Raw genomic sequence first — 19,663 nt, forward strand, 5'->3', positions numbered from 1 at the left:
ATATGAATGATAACCCTGTATACTATTACGATACACATTCATGACCTTTATTTATAATGCATATGAAAAGATTTTATGAATTTTTCAAAACTTCGCAGAGGTTATACATATTCGTCCTGTCATTATTCGTTATCAGCTTTATACTATATGGCTGTTTCAGATTGAGATCGCTGAACCATCCCACAACGGCGGAGACCAACAGTTATTTTGACGTGACCTTTGTCTGCGAACATACCAATCCGACCAAAACAGAAGGAAGAGGTTATTTCGGCGCGCTTTTGCCTGAAGGATGGAGAGCGCAGGATTATACCGAATATACCGTACATTTTCCTAATCCCGATGAAAATATATACGGGCGCCTCGCTTTCGACCAATATTATACGGATGCTTTAAATACCGCTTTTCCGGCTCCTGCGGGTTATTATTGGTGGGGCGGCCGTTCAATCGATATACTTGAACTTTTGCATAGCGACAATAATAAAAGCGATGATTTTACTTTTACATTCCGCATATTTACAGATAATCAGACCGGGAATTTTAGCCTTAGATACGTGGTGGGCACCGATGGCAACGATGAAAATCCGGCCGGAAACGGGAAGTATATCGATGAAACGCGGACAATCTCTATTACACAAGGTAGCGAATATCCGATGCAGAAGACTCCGAACTGGGTACTTTTGCCAAACAGAGGTGAAGATGCCAATGTACAGGTTTATTCCGATAAGGATTACGACGGATTCTTCACTCGCTGGCACGGATGGACAGGCGGCGACATTGGCCGGTCTGAGCCGCTGGGCGACGGGCGGAGTATTTGGGTATGGGGCGACTCCCATACAGGTACTGTACTTTCCGGCCGCACCAGAGTAGGAAATAAAGGAGATAACCAATTCGAACGCAACTTCGTCATGGTTCAGGACGGTGAGGATTTTAGCGCTTTCAGGCTATTGAATGACGGCTCGCCGGGTGGCAACCCTCCGGTAAAGGAAGTACTGATACCTACCGATGACAATGGAAACCCTTTGAACAAGAACAGTGTATGGTACTGGCCTGCGGGAAGTTCTGTTTACTATCGCAATGGCGTTCCTGAACTTCAGATGATTCTCAGCCGTGTGCAAAACGATGGCTCGGGAGGAATGTGGGGTATGGTGGGTGTGTCGGCTGACGTTGCCGTATTCTCCCTGCCCGATCTTAAGTTGAAGGAGATAAAAAAATATAAGCATATGACCCGGAGCCTTGCAAAAGGCGATAGCAAATTCGGGCTGGATTTCGGAGGATATGTATTCAAAGACGATGACGAAACTGTGTATATATACGGTTATGCCGATATTGAAGGTATCTGTACACGGTATGGCCTTGTAGCCCGTGTTACGAATGGAGACCTTACGGGGGACTGGGAATTTTATAATGCCAGGACAAAAGAATGGTCTACCGATACGTCATGGCAAAATGACCTTGCCAATTGGGAAGGTGCTACTATAGTGCAAGACCCTGTGTTTGTATTTAAAGATGCCGGGAAATATTATGGGATTGCCCAGCCGGGAAAGTGTTTTAGCGATGAAATCGTACTTTATGAGGCCGAGACTCCTTATGGGCCATTCACAAACAGGAAAATAATAGCGAAATTACCGGCCGAAATAAGCACGGAGAACTCATTTTTCTGTTCATTATTGGCCGTTCATCCGCAGCATTCCAAAAACGGGGAAATATTCTTTTCCGTTTCCAAAAACTTTCAGGACGACAAGCCGTGGTATGCAACCGGAAATGCCGACACATACCTGCCATACTTCTTCCGGGTGAAAGACTGGCGTGACAAATTAAGCATTGCGAATCAGGATGCTACCGACAATAAGGGCATTCTTACCGCCCAATACGAAAGCGATATGGAAAATGCGACAGATAATGATGCTGCGACTATCTATTCGGTCAATGCAGGAAAAGCCTGGATTGAATACGAATCTCCGTCTCCGGTTAATTTAAGGCGCTATACAATCACTTCTGCGCCGGATTCTCCCGACAAAGACGACAAAGACCCTCTGCATTGGAAGCTATTGGGTTCGAATGACGGAACATCATGGACTGTACTCGACGAGCGTTATTATGCCGAGTTTGAGCACCGCTCCCAAACCGTGAATTATAATGTGCCTGTCGATGGCAATTATACTCATTTCCGCCTCGATGTTCTGGCATCGAAGGGAGGAACAGGATTACAAATAGCCGAATGGCAGCTTTTAGGTAAATTCGAATATGAGTATGGTACTGTCGCCGAATTGGAAAGCGTGACCGTAGATGGTAACCCTGTGGCTGTACAAGATGTTATGGCTATAGATCTGCCGGCTTCAAGCGGAAGCGGTTTTACAGTTAATTTAGCAACCGTCGACAAAGGAACAATAGATGGTAAGGCAAGTAAATATACATTTTCTGCCGAACTGGACAGGCCTGATATCAAAAAATATAACATAAAAGTCATATCGGAAGACGGAAAAGCCCAAAAGGACTATACGTTAATTTTCAACAAGCGTTTTGCCTTTGACGACCTTATTAAAGTGAAATGGAACAATACCCTTATGTTGTATCTTAACAAATTGAAAGATTACGATATAACGGGTTACCAGTGGTACCTCGACGGAAGCCCGGTTGCAGGCGCCACGGGAACCAGCTATGTAGCTGGTTCAAAGAAGAACGACCTGTTGAGCCAGACATCAGCTTATCACATTGTATTGAAAACCCCTGACGGAGATTTACGTTCCGAAGCAGAACGGATAACGCTGAAGAGTACGGGTATAATCACTCATCCGAATCCTGTAAAATCAGGCGAAGAAGTGACTGTAGATGCGGATGTTGATGAAGATTTACTCCGGAATGCAACGATTGAAGTCTACAACATTTATGGTAACAAACTCAGTGCTGTTAAAGCTCAGGGACGTTCAACCAAGGTAAGTATGCCGTTTACATCCGGTATATATATGGTTCGGTTCAAGGCAAAAAATGATTTTGAAAAAACGCTGAAGGTTGTTGTTAAATAGGAATGTCTTAGTTAAACGTATATTAATTAAATGATTATGAGAAAAACAATAATAAAAGGCCTTACAGCCGTTTTCATTTTATTTACTTCGGCTACTGTTCTTTCGGCTCAGGGAAACAAGTCTGAGGTTTCGGTATTTGTAGCGGGAGGGTTGTCGACGCTGGATTATGAAGCGGCTTTTGGCAACCATAAGAATGGTGCCGGAGGTAACCTTGGGATAGGCTATACCTATTTCATTTCCGAAAATTTCGGATTGAATACAGGGGCTGAGTTCTCCCTATATCAGGCTGAGTTGACTAAAGATAAGTTTAATAATGTGTCCCGGTCTCTGGTTGACGCATCGGATGGAGAATTGTATGATTTTTATTCTTCGGTGAAGGGTTATAAGGAAAAACAAAATGTGACATATCTGAATATCCCGCTAATGGCGCAGTTCCAATCAGGGGAAAAGAACAAGCTGTATGCGCAGGCAGGAGTTAAATTGGGCATTCCCGTGAAAGGGAAATACAAATCTTCGGCTTCCGAAATGGTAAATAAAGGATTCTTTCATGATACTGAAAACTGGGGTGAAACTCAGGAATTTATGGGCTTCGGAACGTTTACAAATTATTCGAATAATGAAGATATCAGGCTAAGGGTCGTTTGCTTTTTCAGTGCCGATCTGGGTATGAAGTGGGCTTTGTCGGATAAGCTGTTTTTATATACGGGCGCATATCTCGATTACGGATTGAATGATATCGTGAAAGACAGCCGCAATCAGAACTTTATCAAGTTTAGGGATACATCCGAAGGATTGGTTACATTGAATAGCAGCGTCCTTAATTCATCGATCGGCTATGGTAGCAATACACTTACCCAAACGTTGAGTGACAGGGTGATACCTGTCAGTATCGGGCTAAAAGTCAGATTGGCTTTAGGGTTATAAATTATAATTATCCGCAAAGTCCGGATATAAGAATGTTTAATATTCGGACCTTGCGGATTCAATAATCATATATATGAAAAAAATTAACTTTATATTCTGGGTTCTTTTATTATCCGCTACAACCGCCAATGCGCAGTTAAAAGACCTTGTGCAATATGTAAATACGCTTCAGGGAACCGATTCCAATTTCGGGCTTAGTTACGGTAATACATATCCTACAACGGCTATGCCTTTCGGGATGCATACATGGGCAGCTCAGACAAACAGGAACGGAGAAGGGTTCAAATATATGTATGCCGATAATAAAATCCGAGGATTCCAGCAGGCCCATCAATGTAGTCCGTGGGTGAGTGACTATGCTGTTTATTCCTTGATGCCGATGGTTGGCGAATTGATTGTTAATCAAGATAAGAGAGCCGCGAAGTTCAGCCACGATAACGAAATCGGCAACCCGCATTATTATAAAGTTACATTTGACAATGGTATTACTACCGAAATGGCGCCTACAACGCGCGGGGTACATATCCGCTTCTCATTCCCTGAAAACGGGGACGCTTATTTGGTACTCGACGGATATACCAATATGAGCGAAGTAAAAATAGATCCGCAGAAAAGACAGATTAAAGGCTGGGTAAATAACCAGCGTTTTGTAAATCATCCGGAAAACTTCCGTAATTATTTTATAATACAATTCGATAAGCCTTTTGAGGCATATGGTACATGGGAGAATGAGAAAGACAAAATTTTCCCTGACGAATTGCATCGCGACGACAAAGGTGCGGGTGCATACATTAAATTCAAAAAAGGAACAACAGTACAACTAAAAGCTGCTTCATCATATATAAGCCCCGAACAGGCATTGCTCACATTAAACAGGGAATTAGGCAACGATGAGAATCTGGAAGTAACAAAGGCCCGGGGGGCAGAAACCTGGAACAAATTACTGAGCAAGGTAATTGTAGAAGGAGAAACGGATGAGCAAATAAGAACTTTTTATTCGTGCCTTTTCCGTGCGAATCTTTTTTCGCGCAAGTTTTACGAACGTAACGAAAATAACGAACCTTATTATTATAGTCCTTACGACGGGAAGATTTATAGCGGTTATATGTATACCGATAACGGATTCTGGGATACATTCCGTACACAATTCCCTCTGACTAACATTCTTCACCCTACTATGCAGGGACAATATATGAATGCCTTACTCGATGCGCATGACCAGTGCGGCTGGTTGCCTTCATGGTCACAACCCGGCGAAACAGGCGGTATGATCGGTAACCATGCAATCTCGCTTCTTGCCGATGCATGGGCAAAAGGTATCCGCACATTCGATCCCGGACGGGCTTTGAAAGCCTATGCGCACGAAGCGATGAACAAAGGCCCGTGGGGCGGTGCTAACGGACGTATTTTCTGGAAAGAATATTTCCAGCTGGGTTATGTCCCATACCCGGAATCGTCCGGTTCTACTGCACAGACGCTTGAGTATGCTTACGATGACTGGTGCGGTTATGAACTGGCAAGAATGACAGGAAACCGTTTCTATATGGATGTTTTTGAAAGGCAGATGTATAATTACCGCAATGTATTTGACCCGACCGTGGGATTTATGAGAGGAAAAGATAAAGACGGAAAATGGCAGGAACCATTCGATCCGTTTGTCTGGGGAGGTCCTTATTGTGAAGGCAACGCGTGGCATTATACATGGTCTGTTTTCCATGATGTACAAGGCCTGATCGATATGTTTGGAGGTCCCGATAAAATGACGGCGAAGATGGATTCGGTATTCACCGTTCCTAATATTATCAAACCCGGCACTTATGGCGGTGTAATCCACGAAATGAGAGAAATGGAACTAGCCGGCATGGGACAATATGCACAAGGTAACCAGCCTATCCAGCATATGATTTATATGTATTCGTATGCGGGGCAGCCATGGAAAACCCAATACTGGGCACGCCGTATAATGAATGATCTGTATAATCATACGGAGAGAGGTTATCCGGGCGACGAAGATCAGGGAGGCATGGCGTCATGGTATGTTCTTAGCGCTTTGGGGATTTATGCCGTTTGTCCCGGAACGGATGAATATGTATTGGGTAGTCCGTTATTCAAAAAGGCGACTATTACGATGGAAGACGGTAAAAAATTTGTAATCGAGGCAAGCAGCAACAGTAAAGATAATGTATATGTACAGTCTGTTACATTGAATGGCAGCCCGTTGAGCAAGAACTATATCACTTACAAAGACATCGTAAACGGAGGAACAATCAAATATGAGATGGGAAGTCAGCCGAACAAGAGCAGAGGTACGGGTAAAGACGCGGTTCCATTCTCTCTTTCAAAAAAATAAACCGGACTTGTCATCAAATCATTGTATATCTTATATATAATCCTTAAAAACAAGAAAAATTATGCAAAAGAAAAAATGTTTAATTTTCACAATCATATCTTTCCTGTTTGTTGCAATCAGTTGCAGTCTGAATGCCTCTATAACAGTATATGACCTGAAGTGTGAAAATCTTACAAATCCTGATGCGATAGATAATACATCGCCGCATTTCAGTTGGAAGATAAAATATACCAAAGGAGCCATGCAACAACAGTATTATGAAATACAGGTTGCCTCCGACAGTATGTCTTTGCTCGGAAACAAGGCTGACTTATGGAATTCCGGCAAGCAAAAATCGGCCTCTTCCGTAATGGTCCCATACAAAGGTAAGGGATTGGCGTCGCGTTCACTATGCTACTGGCGGGTTCGTGTATGGAACAGTAAGAATGAAGTTTCCGGATGGAGTGGAATCAACAGATTCGGAGTAGGTATAATAGATAAGGAAGATGCACGGGGTAGTTATATAGGTCTATCGCCGGCGGCGGGGAATGTACAAAGTCCGATTCTAAGAAAGAGTTTCAATGTCAATAGTATCAATACATCGTTTTTGCATGTCAACGCATTGGGATACTATGAGGTATATATCAACGGCCGGAAGGTGGGCGACGATGTACTTTCTCCTGCAGTATCGCAGTTGAATAAAAGGTCTTTGATCGTTACATACGATGTGACCCCTTACCTGAAAGAAGGTAAAAACGAACTGGTCTTGTGGCTTGCCAAAGGATGGTACCGGAAAAACACATTCGATGCCGTATATGACGGGCCTTTGGTGAAGGCTCAGCTGGATATCAAAGAGAATGGCGGATGGAATACCTTGATTGCGACTGACAGCTCCTGGAGAGGCAGGCACGGAGGATATGTAGAGACTGGTATATGGCAGGCACTCCGGTTTGCAGGTGAAAAGCTGGACGGAAGAGTACTTCCTAAAGATTTGAACTCCACAACCCTCGACCAGATGAGCTGGTACCCTGTCGTGGAAATCGCCGTTCCGGAACATAAAGCCACGCCCGTAATGACGGAGCCTGACAAAATACAGGAAACCTTAATACCTCAAAATATTAAACAGTTGAGTGATAATGCCTGGCTGGTAGATATGGGTAAAGTGCTGAATGGCTGGTTTAAAATCCGTCTGCCCCGGCTTAGCGAAGGCCAGGAGGTTTTGATGGAGTACACTGATTTTATGGATAAGGAAGGTAAATTCGATGATCAGGGACAAAGTGATATTTATGTCGGGGTAGGCAACGGTACGGATATATTTTGTAATAAATTTCATAGTCATGCTTTCCGTTATATCCGGATATCCAATCTTACGGTCAGACCGGATAAGGAAGATATAAAAGCATATCTCATCCATACCGGTTACCGTCAGGCATCGACATTCGAATGTTCTGATCCTGAATTAAATGCCATACACAACATGATTCAATATACCATGAAATGCCTGGCATACAGCGGATATATGGTAGACTGTCCTCATCTCGAACGTGCCGGATACGGAGGCGACGGGAACTCTTCGACAGAAAGCCTCCAGACCATGTATAATGTTGCGCCCCTGTTTACCAACTGGCTGCAGGCATGGGACGACTCGATGCGCGAAGGCGGCAGCCTGCCCCATGTCGCCCCCAACCCGGGAGCCGGCGGCGGTGGTCCGTACTGGTGTGGCTTCATTATTATGGCTCCATGGCAGACATATCTGAATTATAATGATCCGAGATTGATAGAGAAGCATTACCCGGCCATGAAAGAGTGGCTCGGCTATGTGGAAAAATACACAGTGGACGGATTGCTGAAACGATGGCCGGATACTCCGTATCGTGACTGGTTTTTGGGAGACTGGCTGGCACCGATCGGTGTAGACTCAGGTAATGAGCTGTCTGTAAATCTGGTTAATAACTGTTTCGTAAGCGATTGTTTTTCCAAAATGGAAAAGATAGCGGGAATACTGGGTAAGCCCGGTGAAGCAAAAGAATTTGCCTCACGCAGGGATAAACTTAACCAACTGCTGCAAAAGACGTATTACAATAAAGATGAAAAGATGTATTCGACAGGTTCACAACTGGATATGTCTTATCCTATGCTGGTTGGGGTCACCCCTCCTACCCTGTACGACGATATCAAAGAGCGGCTGCTCTCCCTGACTGCAGAACGGCACAACAATCATATAGCCGTGGGACTGGTCGGGGTACCTATCCTTACCAAATGGGCAATCGAGAATAAAGCCGTCGATTTTATGTACACGATGCTGAAAAAGCATGATTATCCGGGTTATTTGCATATGATAGACAACGGGGCAACTACTACCTGGGAATACTGGAGCGGTGAACGCAGCAGGGTGCATAACTGCTACAATGGTATAGGAATGTGGTTCTATCAGGCTGTGGGAGGTATTCGTACCGATGAAGATAAACCCGGCTATCAGCATGTGATAATAGAACCGCAAATCCCTAGAGGCGTATCATGGGCAAAGACTACGAAAGAGTCGCCTTACGGTACTATTTCGGTAGACTGGAACCTGAATGCCGGTAAACTGACAATCACCGCCGTATTGCCTGTAGGCAGCACAGGGACTGTTATATTACCGCAGAGTGCGACAAATTGTAAGCTGAACGGAAAGACAGTTAAGACGAGAAATAACAGTGTTGCAATCGATAACGGATCTTATACTTTTGAAATACTATTGGCAAGCTAATAACGGGTTACAGGCTGGCGGGAACATAAATTTTGCAAAGTGACTGAAAACTTGTGACAGCCCGAAGGGCAAAGTAGCTTGCAGGAAAGATTAAGGATGTTGATTACACGGCATCCTTAATCTTTATCTAACAAATTAAAGACATTATATTCAGTGGAACTGTCATGAAAATAATTGTTTGATTTTTGGAAAATACTTTATCTATATAGTAAGCTATTAGTTAGCTGATAGTTCTTTGAAAGAATGAACGAGCCCCCTAAATCCCCCAAGGGGCAGGGCTGTTAAGTTCTGAATACTTATATCCTCTTTGTCATGTTGAGCGAAGTGAAACATCTCCTAAATAGAATGAGATCCTTCTTTCCACTCAGAAACAACGTTCGGTAGAGCGAAGCGGAGCCAATGACAGTAGAAAATAACAGAACAAAGCGGAGAACTTAACGGCCTTGCCCCAAGGGGGACTTACAGAGAGGAAAAAAGGAACAGATAAAAAATAGTGGAAAAAGTGTAACTTTTGTAACTTTTTTGAAATAGTTACGAGTTACTTCGCCCTTCGGGCAGTTACGGGTTACAAGGAAAAGAATTAGCTCCGCTGACCGTTGGTTCTCAATTTTTCATTCTTCATTCTTAATTGTATTTCGTGTTACCTTTGTTACTTTTTAACCATATATGGTTAATAAAAGTAAAAATTTGAGAATAAAAGAATGAAAAATGGATTTTACGCCTCATGACCTTTAAGAAAGAAATTTTTTATGAAGGAGATGCTTCGCTCAACATGACAAAAGGATTAGCTCCGTTGAGCGTTGGTTCTTAATTCTTCATTGTACTCTGTTACTTTTGTTACCTTTTTTGAGTTGAATGTTGACAATTAAAAATAAAAAGAGACTTTAAATATATTTTTATCCATGAAAAAAAATAGGAAAAATATTCTTATCATACTTTTTGTAGTCATTTTTACTGCCTGCGAAAAGAAAGATATTCTTGTAGAAAATCTATTATGCGACTATATGGAAGAACCTTTATCCATAGAGAGTGTTACCCCTCTCCTCAAGTGGCAACTCTCGTCAGATAAAAGGGCTAAAAGTCAGTCAGCATACCGCATTCTGGTTTCAAGCGATATTTCTTTACTGGAAAAAGATCAGAGTGACTATTGGGATTCGGGGAAGGTACAATCGTCCGGGTCGATCATCAGATATAAAGGAATACCTCTGAATTCGAAGGCGCAAGCGTATTGGAAGGTAATGGTATGGGACGAAACCGGTACACCTTCCGGTTGGAGCGATATAGCCACCTGGACTATGGGGCTGCTTCAGCCCTCCGATTGGAAGGCCAAATGGATAGGACAAAGAGTGGATCAGTTTCCTGACTCCACACAGATTTTTCCGGCACCTTATCTCCGGAAAGAGTTTGCTGTTGGCAAAACCGTAAAAAAAGCAATGGCTTATATCAGTGGCCTGGGTTTTTACGAAATGTATATCAATGGAGAGAAAATAGGAGACCAGGTATTGTCCCCGGCCGTTACCAATTATGACAGGCGTTCGCTTAAAAACCTTTTGTATCATTACGACGACCAATCCACCCAACGTGTGTTTTATAATACATTCGATGTTACTAAAAACTTAAAAGCAAAGAACAACGCCATAGGAGTAATACTGGGTAATGGCTGGTACAACCAACGCGACCGCATTGTCGAAGGATATATGTGGTATGATGTGCCCAAAATGATACTGCAACTGGAGATAGAATATAAGGATGGAACCCGGGAAACGATCGTTTCGGACAAATCATGGAAGGCAACGACCGGCCCATTGGTGCATGATGCCATATTTACGGGGGAAGTTTATGATGCCCGTCTGGACCTGGGGGCGTGGAACCGTGAATCATATGAAGATAAGGCATGGCAGGCGGCCCTCGAAGTCCGCCCTCCGAGCGGCAGGTTAATGGCGCAGACCGTACCTTTCACAAAGGTAATGCGCACGGTAGACACTACGTTTAAAAATTCCGGCGATAGTATTTATACATTTACTCTCCCGGAAACTGTTTCGGGATGGTGTAGCATCGATGTTAAAGGAAATAAAGGGGATATTTTGAAGCTTCGGTTCATTACCGAGGAGGGTTACGATTACGGGCAAACAGATACCTATATACTGAGAGGAGGAAATAGTGAGACCTGGGAGCCGAAATTCACATGGCATACTTTCAGAAAGATAGAGATAGCAGCGAAAGGTACCTCTGTATCGGAACGCAGCGTAACAGTCAAATCTATTTATACGGATGTAGACAATACAGGCAGCTTCGAGTGCTCTAATGAACTCTTCAATCGTATACACAGAGCCTGGGTCCGCACTATGCATGCAAATTTTAAGGGGATCATAAGCAGCGATCCACACAGAGAAAGGCTGGCGTATACAGGCGACGGACAGGTAATATCGGAGAGTTTGTTATATTCGTTCGATATGACGCGTTTTCTCAGCAAATTCATTGATGATATGGATGATGCCCGAAATAAAAATTCCGGCTATGTACCGCATACCGCACCATTTAGCGGCGGCGGTGGCGGTCCCGCGTGGGGATCGGCCTATGTGATAATACCATGGGCTTATTTTTGCCATTACGGAGATATCTCTATATTGCAAAAACATTATAATGGAATGAAACAATGGATAGGATATCTGCAAACAAGAACGGACGAAAGGGGACTTGTGGTCAGGGAAGAGCCCGGGGGATGGTGTCTGGGCGATTGGTGTACGCCTTACAATAGTATAGAGATCCCCACAGAATTTGTTAATACGGCTTTCTTCTATCGTACAGCCAGTATAATGGCCGATGTAGCAAAAGTATTGGGCAGAGGTGATGATGAAGCAGCATTTGCCTCTTTGGCGGAAACGATAAAAAGCAATTTTAACAAGGCTTTTTTTGATCCCTCAACCAGTCATTACCGGAAAGGAAAGCAAGGAGCCGACGCTTATGCTCTCGCATTCGGACTGGTACCCGGAGATAAGCGGGATAATGTTCTGGCAGCCATGCTGGAACACCTGGAAAGTATCAATTATCATTTCGATACGGGGATATTCGGCACACCTCTTACTTTAAGTGCGTTAACCGAAAACGGAAGGGTGGATATCGCATATAAGCTGATGGATCAAAAAGACTTTACAGGATATGGCTATCTGATGGATGACAAGAACAGTACCCTATGGGAAACATGGGATGGCGGCGGTGATGATCCCAATGGAAGCGGACATTGTCATCCGATGTTTGGCAGTGTAGTAGCATGGTTTTACAATTCGCTTGCCGGAATAAAAGCCGATAAGTTAAATCCGGGGATGAAGCATTTTTACATAGAGCCGAAACCGGTTCAGGATTTACGGTATTGTAAAGCATCCTACAATAGTTTGTACGGAAAGATCGTTTCGGACTGGAGTATCGATAAAGAAGAGAACTTCTGTCTTAAGGTACTTATTCCTGCGAATACGACAGCAACGATAAGCTTTCCGGAATGGGGAAAAAATATTGTTTCCGAATCGGGAATCCCTCTTGAGAAAGTAAGTGGGATTACGGTAGATAAGAAGAGTCCGAATCAAATAACTGTTCCATCCGGAGCTTATAGTTTTATCGTTTCAAAGTATTGATATTAAAATTATTATAAGTAGATTAGAGAACAGGCCCTCTCCTATTCTCCCCCATGCAGGGCATTGTAAATTCTTCATGGGGGAACAGAGGGCTTCTTTTTCTTCTGCTTTTCTCTTTATTTATAAAGACTTTTAATATAAGATAAAAGCTTCCGGATTAAATAGGACATACATATATTCTTATTATCTTTATGGCTAAATCATAAAAATTATTGACCATAAAGTAAAAGAGCTGTAGCTTAGGGCTTAGTTATGATGATAAATATAAATTGAAGATAAAGTTTTATATTGCTTTTCAATTCAGCAAAGGTAAATCCGGCACAGTTAAATTGAATACAGAAGGAGTTTCGTAAAGAATCTGTAAAGCGGGACCCAGAGAGGTGCAGATTTTATCTATATAGTACGTGCAGGGGCCTAAAAGGTAATTTTATGCCAATACAATACAGGGGTGAGTATAAACAGGCCTGTATTTATAATATGTTTTATTCATTGGATTTTCTTTCCGACAGAAAAAGGTTTCTATCCAATAGAGATGAAGCAAAAGGACGACAGACAAAAGAAGATATAAGAATTTTTTTAGAAGTATGACTCCGACAGGGGCATCATCTTTTTTACGATGAATTCAGTTTGTTTGGCATCGCTATATGGTTTCTCCATAGGGCAGTAATTTCTGATTGCCTACAAACAGATTTCTAAGAAAAGGTTGCAGGTTTTAGGAGGGGAAAGCCTGCAAAGAGAGGACTTGTTGTAAACTTTGATTAAAAGAGCAACTTCTTATCCGTCAAAGAACGTTTAAGGGAGACTTTCGAATATACCAGGGTATCCTCTATATTGACAATATCAGGCATTGATGTATATCCAGATCCGGAGATTTATTATCGGCTTGCTTAAGTCCTGTAGAGGAAGCCAGGTGTTATATGAGGGAAATAATTACCAAATGTATTTATAATCTATCGAAGAACACGCCTTCAGGTTTTGACAGTTAATATCAAGTGAGTTTATCAGAATATTTGAGTAATTAATTTTTTAATATTTATATAAAAGAGCTTAATAATGGCGACTATGTCTTTTATCTACCGTCCTTCATCCAGAGGTACGGATTATGTTGGAAGTTTGAATATGAGATTCATTCACCATCGTAAAATTAAACAGTTGAGTATTCCGTTCAAATTGTACCCTGAAGAATGGAACGCAGACCAGCAACGGATAGTACATAAATATCCGGAAAGAGAATCTTATATACTTCAGGCTGAAAAGTATCTGGCGCAAAGCAAAAGTCTATTCGAACAGGCTGTGTGTTTATTGGAGAAAGACGGGCATTATGATGTGGAGGATATTGCTCTCCACTTCAGATATGACTCGTCGGATATGAGCCTCCAGCAATTAGTCCGGCAATTATCCTGTGAACTGGTACGTTTCGGACAGGAGCGTACAGCCCGGGCTTACCGGACAGCAGCCTATGGACTTATAGAATTTAATAAAGGGAAAGATATTCCTCTAATCCATATTGATAATTTTCTTATCAGGAGTTATGAGCGCTCCATGAAAGAAAAAGGACGAAGCCTGAACACTATTTCTTTTTATATGCGGAATCTACGGGCTATCTATAATAAAGCTGTACGCAAAGGATTTATAGAGAACAAAAATGAAAACCCATTTTTGGAAGTCTATACCGGAGTGGATAAAACACGAAAACGAGCACTTAATCAAGAGGAAATTCTGCGGCTTCATAATTTGAAATTCTCTCAGTTCTCCGATAGTGAGAAGGTTCCTGATTCTTTGAGCGATGTGAGTCTGTACAAGGCGTGGCGTTTATTCTTCTTTTGTTTCCATACCCGTGGTATGAGCTTCGTAGATATGGCTTATTTACGTAAAGATAATATTCAGGGCGAGCTTATCCGTTACTACCGGAAAAAAACAGGACAGATGATAGAAATTAAGATAACACCCAGATTACAGTCACTGATAGATAGCTTTGCTAACGACGTGAAGAATTCACCTTATTTATTCCCTATTATCCACGATGATAATAAGTCGAAACGATTGTACTATGAAAGCGGATTACGCCAACAAAACAGATATCTCAAAATCCTGGCATCCCAAGCCAATATCGACAAGTCCCTATCTACACATGTATCCCGTCATAGTTGGGCAACAATGGCAAAAAAAGAGAACCTGCCTATATGGGTAATAAGCGAAAGCTTAGGACACAATAATGAAAAAACAACCTATACCTATTTGGCATCTTTGGATCGCTCGGTTTTGGATAACGCAAATGATATTGTTTCAGCTTCTATAGATATAAATCCGCGAAAGCAGTTGTTTGCAACAGATTGAATATTTATCATTATCATAACCTTGCAGAACTCATATGATATTATCTCCTGTTTTTCTTGCCTTATATAAGGTAAGCTGAGATTTGTATAATTCTAAGAAAACGCCATCTTTATGTAAATAGTATATATGTATTATTAATAAAAAAACTGTTAAAATGTTCATAAATATGTCAATTTATAAATGTTAAATACATATCTTTACGATCTGTAGATTGTTTACCATCAACTCCGTCACTTTAGAAGTGACAGGCAGAAGCCAAAAAACGGATACACAAATTTATTTAAATTTTAATATTAAACCTTATTAATAGCTACCCACTTATTCTGATTTTCCGCCAAACCTATTATTTTTCTCTTATATTCCCCGGTGGCTTTCCGAAATTAGCTTTACAAAAATCATTAAAACTAGGTAAGGATGCAAATCCGAAGTCAGAACTAATCTGTTTAAAAGTTTGATTCGTATTTCTTATCTGATGAAAGATCCTTTTAGCTTTCTGATCCTTCATCCATTTATATGGAGATAATCCAAATATACGCTTAAATCGTTTTTCGAAGCCGGATGTTGTGTAATTCATGGCATTAGCGAGTTCTCCCACCGATTTGTATTTATACCAGGTATCCATGATAGATGCTGCAAACTCGTTTCCACTCTTCAAATCATATTGAAAGAACTCCCACAAAACATTTTTCGGATAAAACCATCGGAAAATATAGAATAACTCTTTTATTTTCAGCTGATAAAAAGACCTGCATTTGACACCAACATGTATATAATCAAGCAGATTATCAAGATACTTCTCTAAGTATTCATTCATTTCCAGTGTGAATAAGCTATTTACTGTAGAGGCCGGGCGTTTAACCTTATATATGACTTCTTTCTCAAGATCTTTGAAATGGTAATTATCACAGAAACAAGTATGCCCTTGTATGCATATTACAAAAAAGTTACTTTTCTCCAATGCCTTACAATTAAACTTATAGCCTGTAGGAAGATATAATATCTGCTTACATCTAATTTGGCAATCAGAATATTCCCCGAATGAAAAGACAAATCTCCCATCTAACAAGAATATCAGTTTATTGCCCAAAGACAGATTGTCCCAAGATTCCCCCTCTTCAATAGAAACGAATTCTATTGCGGGATTTTTATCATGGTCGTAATTTATACATCTTAAATGCTCTTCTAAATATAAAAGTCCCATAACACCCAAGTTTTCAATATGTTTAACAAATGTTTGTAAAAAAAAATCATTTTTGCCTTTACTTATACATAGTATCAATTACAACTATCTATTATTCAAATTAATAGCTATTAATTTACATACTATATACCCTTTCGGATAAATAATTTGTTCGACAGTTTGTAAAACTATTTGAAGGTTGGGTTAGTATTTTATATACTATATGTCAGCTATTTATATATCAGTGTCTATCTTCTGCCTGTCACTTCTAAAGTGACAGACTATTAACAAAAAGATAATATTATTACAAACTTGATAATAGTAATATTATCAATGATATAGCATGAAGCGAAATGAATTATCTAATGTTAAGACTATTTGATCGAGTTATATATTAACAAATACTGTTTGACATTGATAAAGTTTGGATTGGGAGAGATTATCCATTTTTTAATCAACTATATTATCTAAAATCTATTTTAAATTAAAAATTAGAAAAATGAAAAAAGTATTATTTAGCCTGGCTTCTGCCATCCTGCTACTCTCTTCTTGCGGTAGCGATGAAAATGTTCCGGTGGCTTCAAATACAGGAGACTTAGTGACTGAAGTCAGATTTGATGGTATTACCACCAAAGATGCGTCTTCAACAGCTATCCCTGTTACTGGTTGGAGCAACGTGAACAAAATACAATTATTTTTATATAACTCAGTGAGTGGCGCTGTTGCTTTTTCAGATGTTATAGATCCATCAACGTCTTCAACCAAGGTTTTTAAATGGACAAATGTACCTCAGGGCACTTATGATCTGGCAATCGTGGCAAACATCAAGAGCGATGTGGACAATGTGGCTACTTCACTCGATGGCGGTACAACTTGGGCAAAATTTGATGCATACAATGTTTTGAACAAAAAACTTAATTCTGAACTGTTTATCGATCTGAAAGAATCTACTCTGCCTGCCGGACATACTTTCTCTCAAACGGCTGCATACTCGCCTGCTTCAGAAATATTCACGGCATATTCTTCAAATATAAAAGTAGAAGAAGGAAAAACTACAGACCTTTCTTCTACCCCGTTAATGCTGAAAAGAGAAATCTCATTGATGCGTATACGCGTAGATAAAACTGATAAGGAGGACGCGCCAAAGTTGAGCACGGTAGATTTTGCCAATACCAGTAATTTTATTGCTATAGGAAACATGCCTGTTGGTATAGGCCTCAAGTCGGGATCATTTGCCGGTGGTATTTATGCGACTGCTTCCGATGCTAACAGAATTATGATCGGTTCCAGCGGAACAAGTACTTATAATGATGCTGATCCGACAACAGGTTATGACCCAAAAGTTATTGTTGATAATAAATTTACGCTATGGAAAGATATCCATGTATTACCAAATGCCACCAAGGCAGAAGGGAAAGCTACGAATGTTAACGCGGAGCCTGCAAGAATGTATTTTGTTATCCTCACAGGATGGGCTCCAACCGGATATCAGTATGCTGATGGAACAATAGCATCAAAACCTCAATCGGTATATTGGGCAGGTACAATCAAAGGTGTTTTCTCTCCAAATGTGATACGGGAAGTAAATATGACCATCAAATCGAAGGGATACCCCGAAATACCTGAACCTCAAAACGAAGGCACACTGATTATAGAAGTTGGCGCTCCTGAAAACTGGAACTCAAAAATAGAAAGCGAACAAGTCGAAGTCTAAATATTTGTGCCGGGTTTTTCATAAACAATCAAGATCTGAATAACTAATTGAACATTATTATCTTGCTCTTTTACTGGAACAATACTTTATCCAAGTATTGTTCCGGCAGGGCGGATAGTAGCTGGATGTTATCTTATTATCTAAAAAAAATGAATAAAAGATATTACTTACAGTTTTTTTATCTACCTGCTCTATTGTATTTATCATCATGTACATATGACTATTTCGAGGATGAAACCAATTATGAAATTTATGTACCCAAAGCTGATAAGAATATAAGGACAGAGACATATAGTATCGAGGATCTTAGCATCTTTATCTATAATGATGAACTTAAAAAGGAAAGATATTCCGGTAGTCCATTTTCGGAAAATGCACGAAGCAGGCTGGGAAATTTTAATTTCAGGCTTTATCCCGGCAGTTACAATGTGTACTGCTTTACAAATGCCCAGGGAACACTTTTTCAGGACTTAAACATATATAGCCAAGCCAGATTCGATCTGCAACAATCTACGGATGGAACTTATAAAGAACCTTCTGCAATTTATCTGGAGTATAAAACTCCATCAATTAACTTTCCTGGCCCGGTAGTTTCCGATACGGCTTTTTTTGAACGGAAATATGTAGGGCGTATTTGCATAGCTTTTAAGAATCTTTTCAAATTAGATGCTTCATTAACATATACCAATATAAAGAAAATAGACATTGAGGCCTCAGGTGTAGGTGTCACCCAATACCTGTTGGCGCTAAAAGACAGTACCAGTACTCGGTCTTCGCGAAATAGTACATCAGATATAATGCGATTGAGCGGTAAAACATTCGATGTTGAATATAAAGACTTCGAATTCGGGGTTCAGAATTATTATTTTCCTTCACCCGACTTATCAGCAGAAGGACGTGAGCTTGAACCCATCGTTTTAAAGTTGAGCTTTATCGGGCAATCTGATAATACCTTATCCGTTTTGACCATTCCTTTTACAGACAAAATGGGAATCCCAATCGTCTTGCATATGAATGAGACCCACATAATAGAAGTTGATGGTAATAATATCCAGATATTGAGGTTAGAGGATCCGGAGAAATGGAATCCTCAGATAGAGACGGAAGAAAACTCCGGCCCCGGTGGTGGCGGAATAGGCGTATAAACAGATATTTATTAATTTATGAATCAATGAAACATTATTTTAAATACATTTTTACCGGTGCTATACTACTGATGTTCTTTTGTTATACCCCGGTAGTAAAATCTCAGGCACTGAAAACAAATATTCCTTTTATTTTGACCGGAAACCCCAATTTTGGTATTGAATGGACTGTCGGACGGCAGCTTACGATAAACACAGATGTCATGTGGATGCCCTATTTATTCAAAAAAAATGAAGAAGTGTTCCGGGTACTTGTCGGCAGTCTCGATTTCAGGTATTACCTCAATCCTAAGTATTATTATACAAACGACCTTTGGGACGGTTTTTATGTAGGACCTTATGCAATGGCCGGAAATTTCAATATCGGACTAAAAAACAAGGATGAAGAGAAAACCAGTTACCGTCGCAAAGGATGGGGAATGTCGGCCGGAGTCACAGCCGGATATAAATTCTATCTGTCGAGCCGTTTTCGCATAGATGTTAATATTGGAGTAGGATATGCTCTTCTGGAATATGATAAATATCAACTTGGGGGTGAATACGCAAATTTCGCAGAGGAAATCAAAAAGACAAAAAATTATGTAGGACCCACTAAAATCGGAGTATCATTCGTGTATAATATATTCAGATAAA

10 protein-coding genes are annotated in these 19,663 nt (G+C 40.8%); 9 read left to right on the top strand and 1 reads right to left on the bottom strand.

Going from position 1 to position 19,663, the window contains the following annotated elements; translation table 11 throughout:
- Positions 1–62: 62 nt before the first annotated feature.
- From ACYQ3L_RS15845 to ACYQ3L_RS15870, 6 genes are all read left to right on the top strand, one after another.
- Positions 63–3,023 carry a DUF5005 domain-containing protein gene (locus ACYQ3L_RS15845; RefSeq protein WP_380001287.1) on the top strand — a complete coding sequence of 987 codons (2,961 nt, stop codon included), beginning with the start codon at positions 63–65 and terminating at the stop codon, positions 3,021–3,023.
- Between the two features lie 36 nt (positions 3,024–3,059).
- Positions 3,060–3,947: an outer membrane beta-barrel protein gene (locus tag ACYQ3L_RS15850; RefSeq protein WP_380001285.1), complete on the top strand. Its 888-nt coding sequence runs from the start codon at positions 3,060–3,062 to the stop codon at positions 3,945–3,947.
- Between the two features lie 73 nt (positions 3,948–4,020).
- Complete coding sequence (locus ACYQ3L_RS15855; RefSeq protein WP_380001283.1) at positions 4,021–6,297, top strand: GH92 family glycosyl hydrolase; 2,277 nt, start codon at positions 4,021–4,023, stop codon at positions 6,295–6,297.
- Between the two features lie 61 nt (positions 6,298–6,358).
- Positions 6,359–9,025 (top strand): alpha-L-rhamnosidase, encoded by a 2,667-nt coding sequence (locus tag ACYQ3L_RS15860; RefSeq protein WP_380001281.1) that lies wholly within the window; start codon positions 6,359–6,361, stop codon positions 9,023–9,025.
- Between the two features lie 902 nt (positions 9,026–9,927).
- On the top strand, positions 9,928–12,654 hold the full coding sequence (locus ACYQ3L_RS15865; protein ID WP_380001279.1) for a family 78 glycoside hydrolase catalytic domain: 2,727 nt from the start codon (positions 9,928–9,930) through the stop codon (positions 12,652–12,654).
- 1,062 nt (positions 12,655–13,716) lie between these two features.
- Complete coding sequence (locus ACYQ3L_RS15870; RefSeq protein ID WP_380001277.1) at positions 13,717–14,991, top strand: phage integrase SAM-like domain-containing protein; 1,275 nt, start codon at positions 13,717–13,719, stop codon at positions 14,989–14,991.
- A 343-nt stretch (positions 14,992–15,334) separates the two neighbouring features.
- Here ACYQ3L_RS15870 and ACYQ3L_RS15875 read toward each other — a convergent pair whose 3' ends face one another.
- Positions 15,335–16,192, bottom strand: a complete 858-nt coding sequence (locus tag ACYQ3L_RS15875) for a helix-turn-helix domain-containing protein (protein WP_380001275.1) — start codon at positions 16,190–16,192, stop codon at positions 15,335–15,337.
- Positions 16,193–16,670: 478 nt separating this feature from the next.
- Between ACYQ3L_RS15875 and ACYQ3L_RS15880 the strand changes: the two genes are divergently transcribed.
- The 3 genes from ACYQ3L_RS15880 (at position 16,671) to ACYQ3L_RS15890 (ending at position 19,662) form a co-directional block, all read left to right on the top strand.
- A complete protein-coding gene (locus ACYQ3L_RS15880) occupies positions 16,671–17,885 on the top strand; it encodes a FimB/Mfa2 family fimbrial subunit (protein ID WP_380001273.1) in 1,215 nt (404 codons plus the stop codon).
- Positions 17,886–18,034: 149 nt separating this feature from the next.
- The gene (locus ACYQ3L_RS15885) at positions 18,035–19,030 is read left to right on the top strand and encodes a hypothetical protein (protein WP_380001271.1); all 996 of its coding nucleotides are present in this window, start codon (positions 18,035–18,037) and stop codon (positions 19,028–19,030) included.
- A gap of 26 nt (positions 19,031–19,056) precedes the next feature.
- Positions 19,057–19,662, top strand: coding sequence for a DUF3575 domain-containing protein (locus tag ACYQ3L_RS15890; RefSeq protein ID WP_380001269.1), 606 nt, complete (start codon positions 19,057–19,059; stop codon positions 19,660–19,662).
- The last annotated feature ends 1 nt before the right edge of the window (position 19,663 follow it).

The sequence above is a fragment of the Dysgonomonas termitidis genome (genome assembly GCF_054657735.1).

Bases quoted from the DNA above. Each gene is read 5' to 3' on its own strand.
- ACYQ3L_RS15845 (WP_380001287.1), top strand. From the start codon at position 63: ATGAAAAGATTTTATGAATTTTTCAAAACTTCGCAGAGGTTATACATA.
- ACYQ3L_RS15850 (WP_380001285.1), top strand. From the start codon at position 3,060: ATGAGAAAAACAATAATAAAAGGCCTTACAGCCGTTTTCATTTTATTT.
- ACYQ3L_RS15855 (WP_380001283.1), top strand. From the start codon at position 4,021: ATGAAAAAAATTAACTTTATATTCTGGGTTCTTTTATTATCCGCTACA.
- ACYQ3L_RS15860 (WP_380001281.1), top strand. From the start codon at position 6,359: ATGCAAAAGAAAAAATGTTTAATTTTCACAATCATATCTTTCCTGTTT.
- ACYQ3L_RS15865 (WP_380001279.1), top strand. From the start codon at position 9,928: ATGAAAAAAAATAGGAAAAATATTCTTATCATACTTTTTGTAGTCATT.
- ACYQ3L_RS15870 (WP_380001277.1), top strand. From the start codon at position 13,717: ATGTCTTTTATCTACCGTCCTTCATCCAGAGGTACGGATTATGTTGGA.
- ACYQ3L_RS15875 (WP_380001275.1), bottom strand. From the start codon at position 16,192: ATGGGACTTTTATATTTAGAAGAGCATTTAAGATGTATAAATTACGAC.
- ACYQ3L_RS15880 (WP_380001273.1), top strand. From the start codon at position 16,671: ATGAAAAAAGTATTATTTAGCCTGGCTTCTGCCATCCTGCTACTCTCT.
- ACYQ3L_RS15885 (WP_380001271.1), top strand. From the start codon at position 18,035: ATGAATAAAAGATATTACTTACAGTTTTTTTATCTACCTGCTCTATTG.
- ACYQ3L_RS15890 (WP_380001269.1), top strand. From the start codon at position 19,057: ATGAAACATTATTTTAAATACATTTTTACCGGTGCTATACTACTGATG.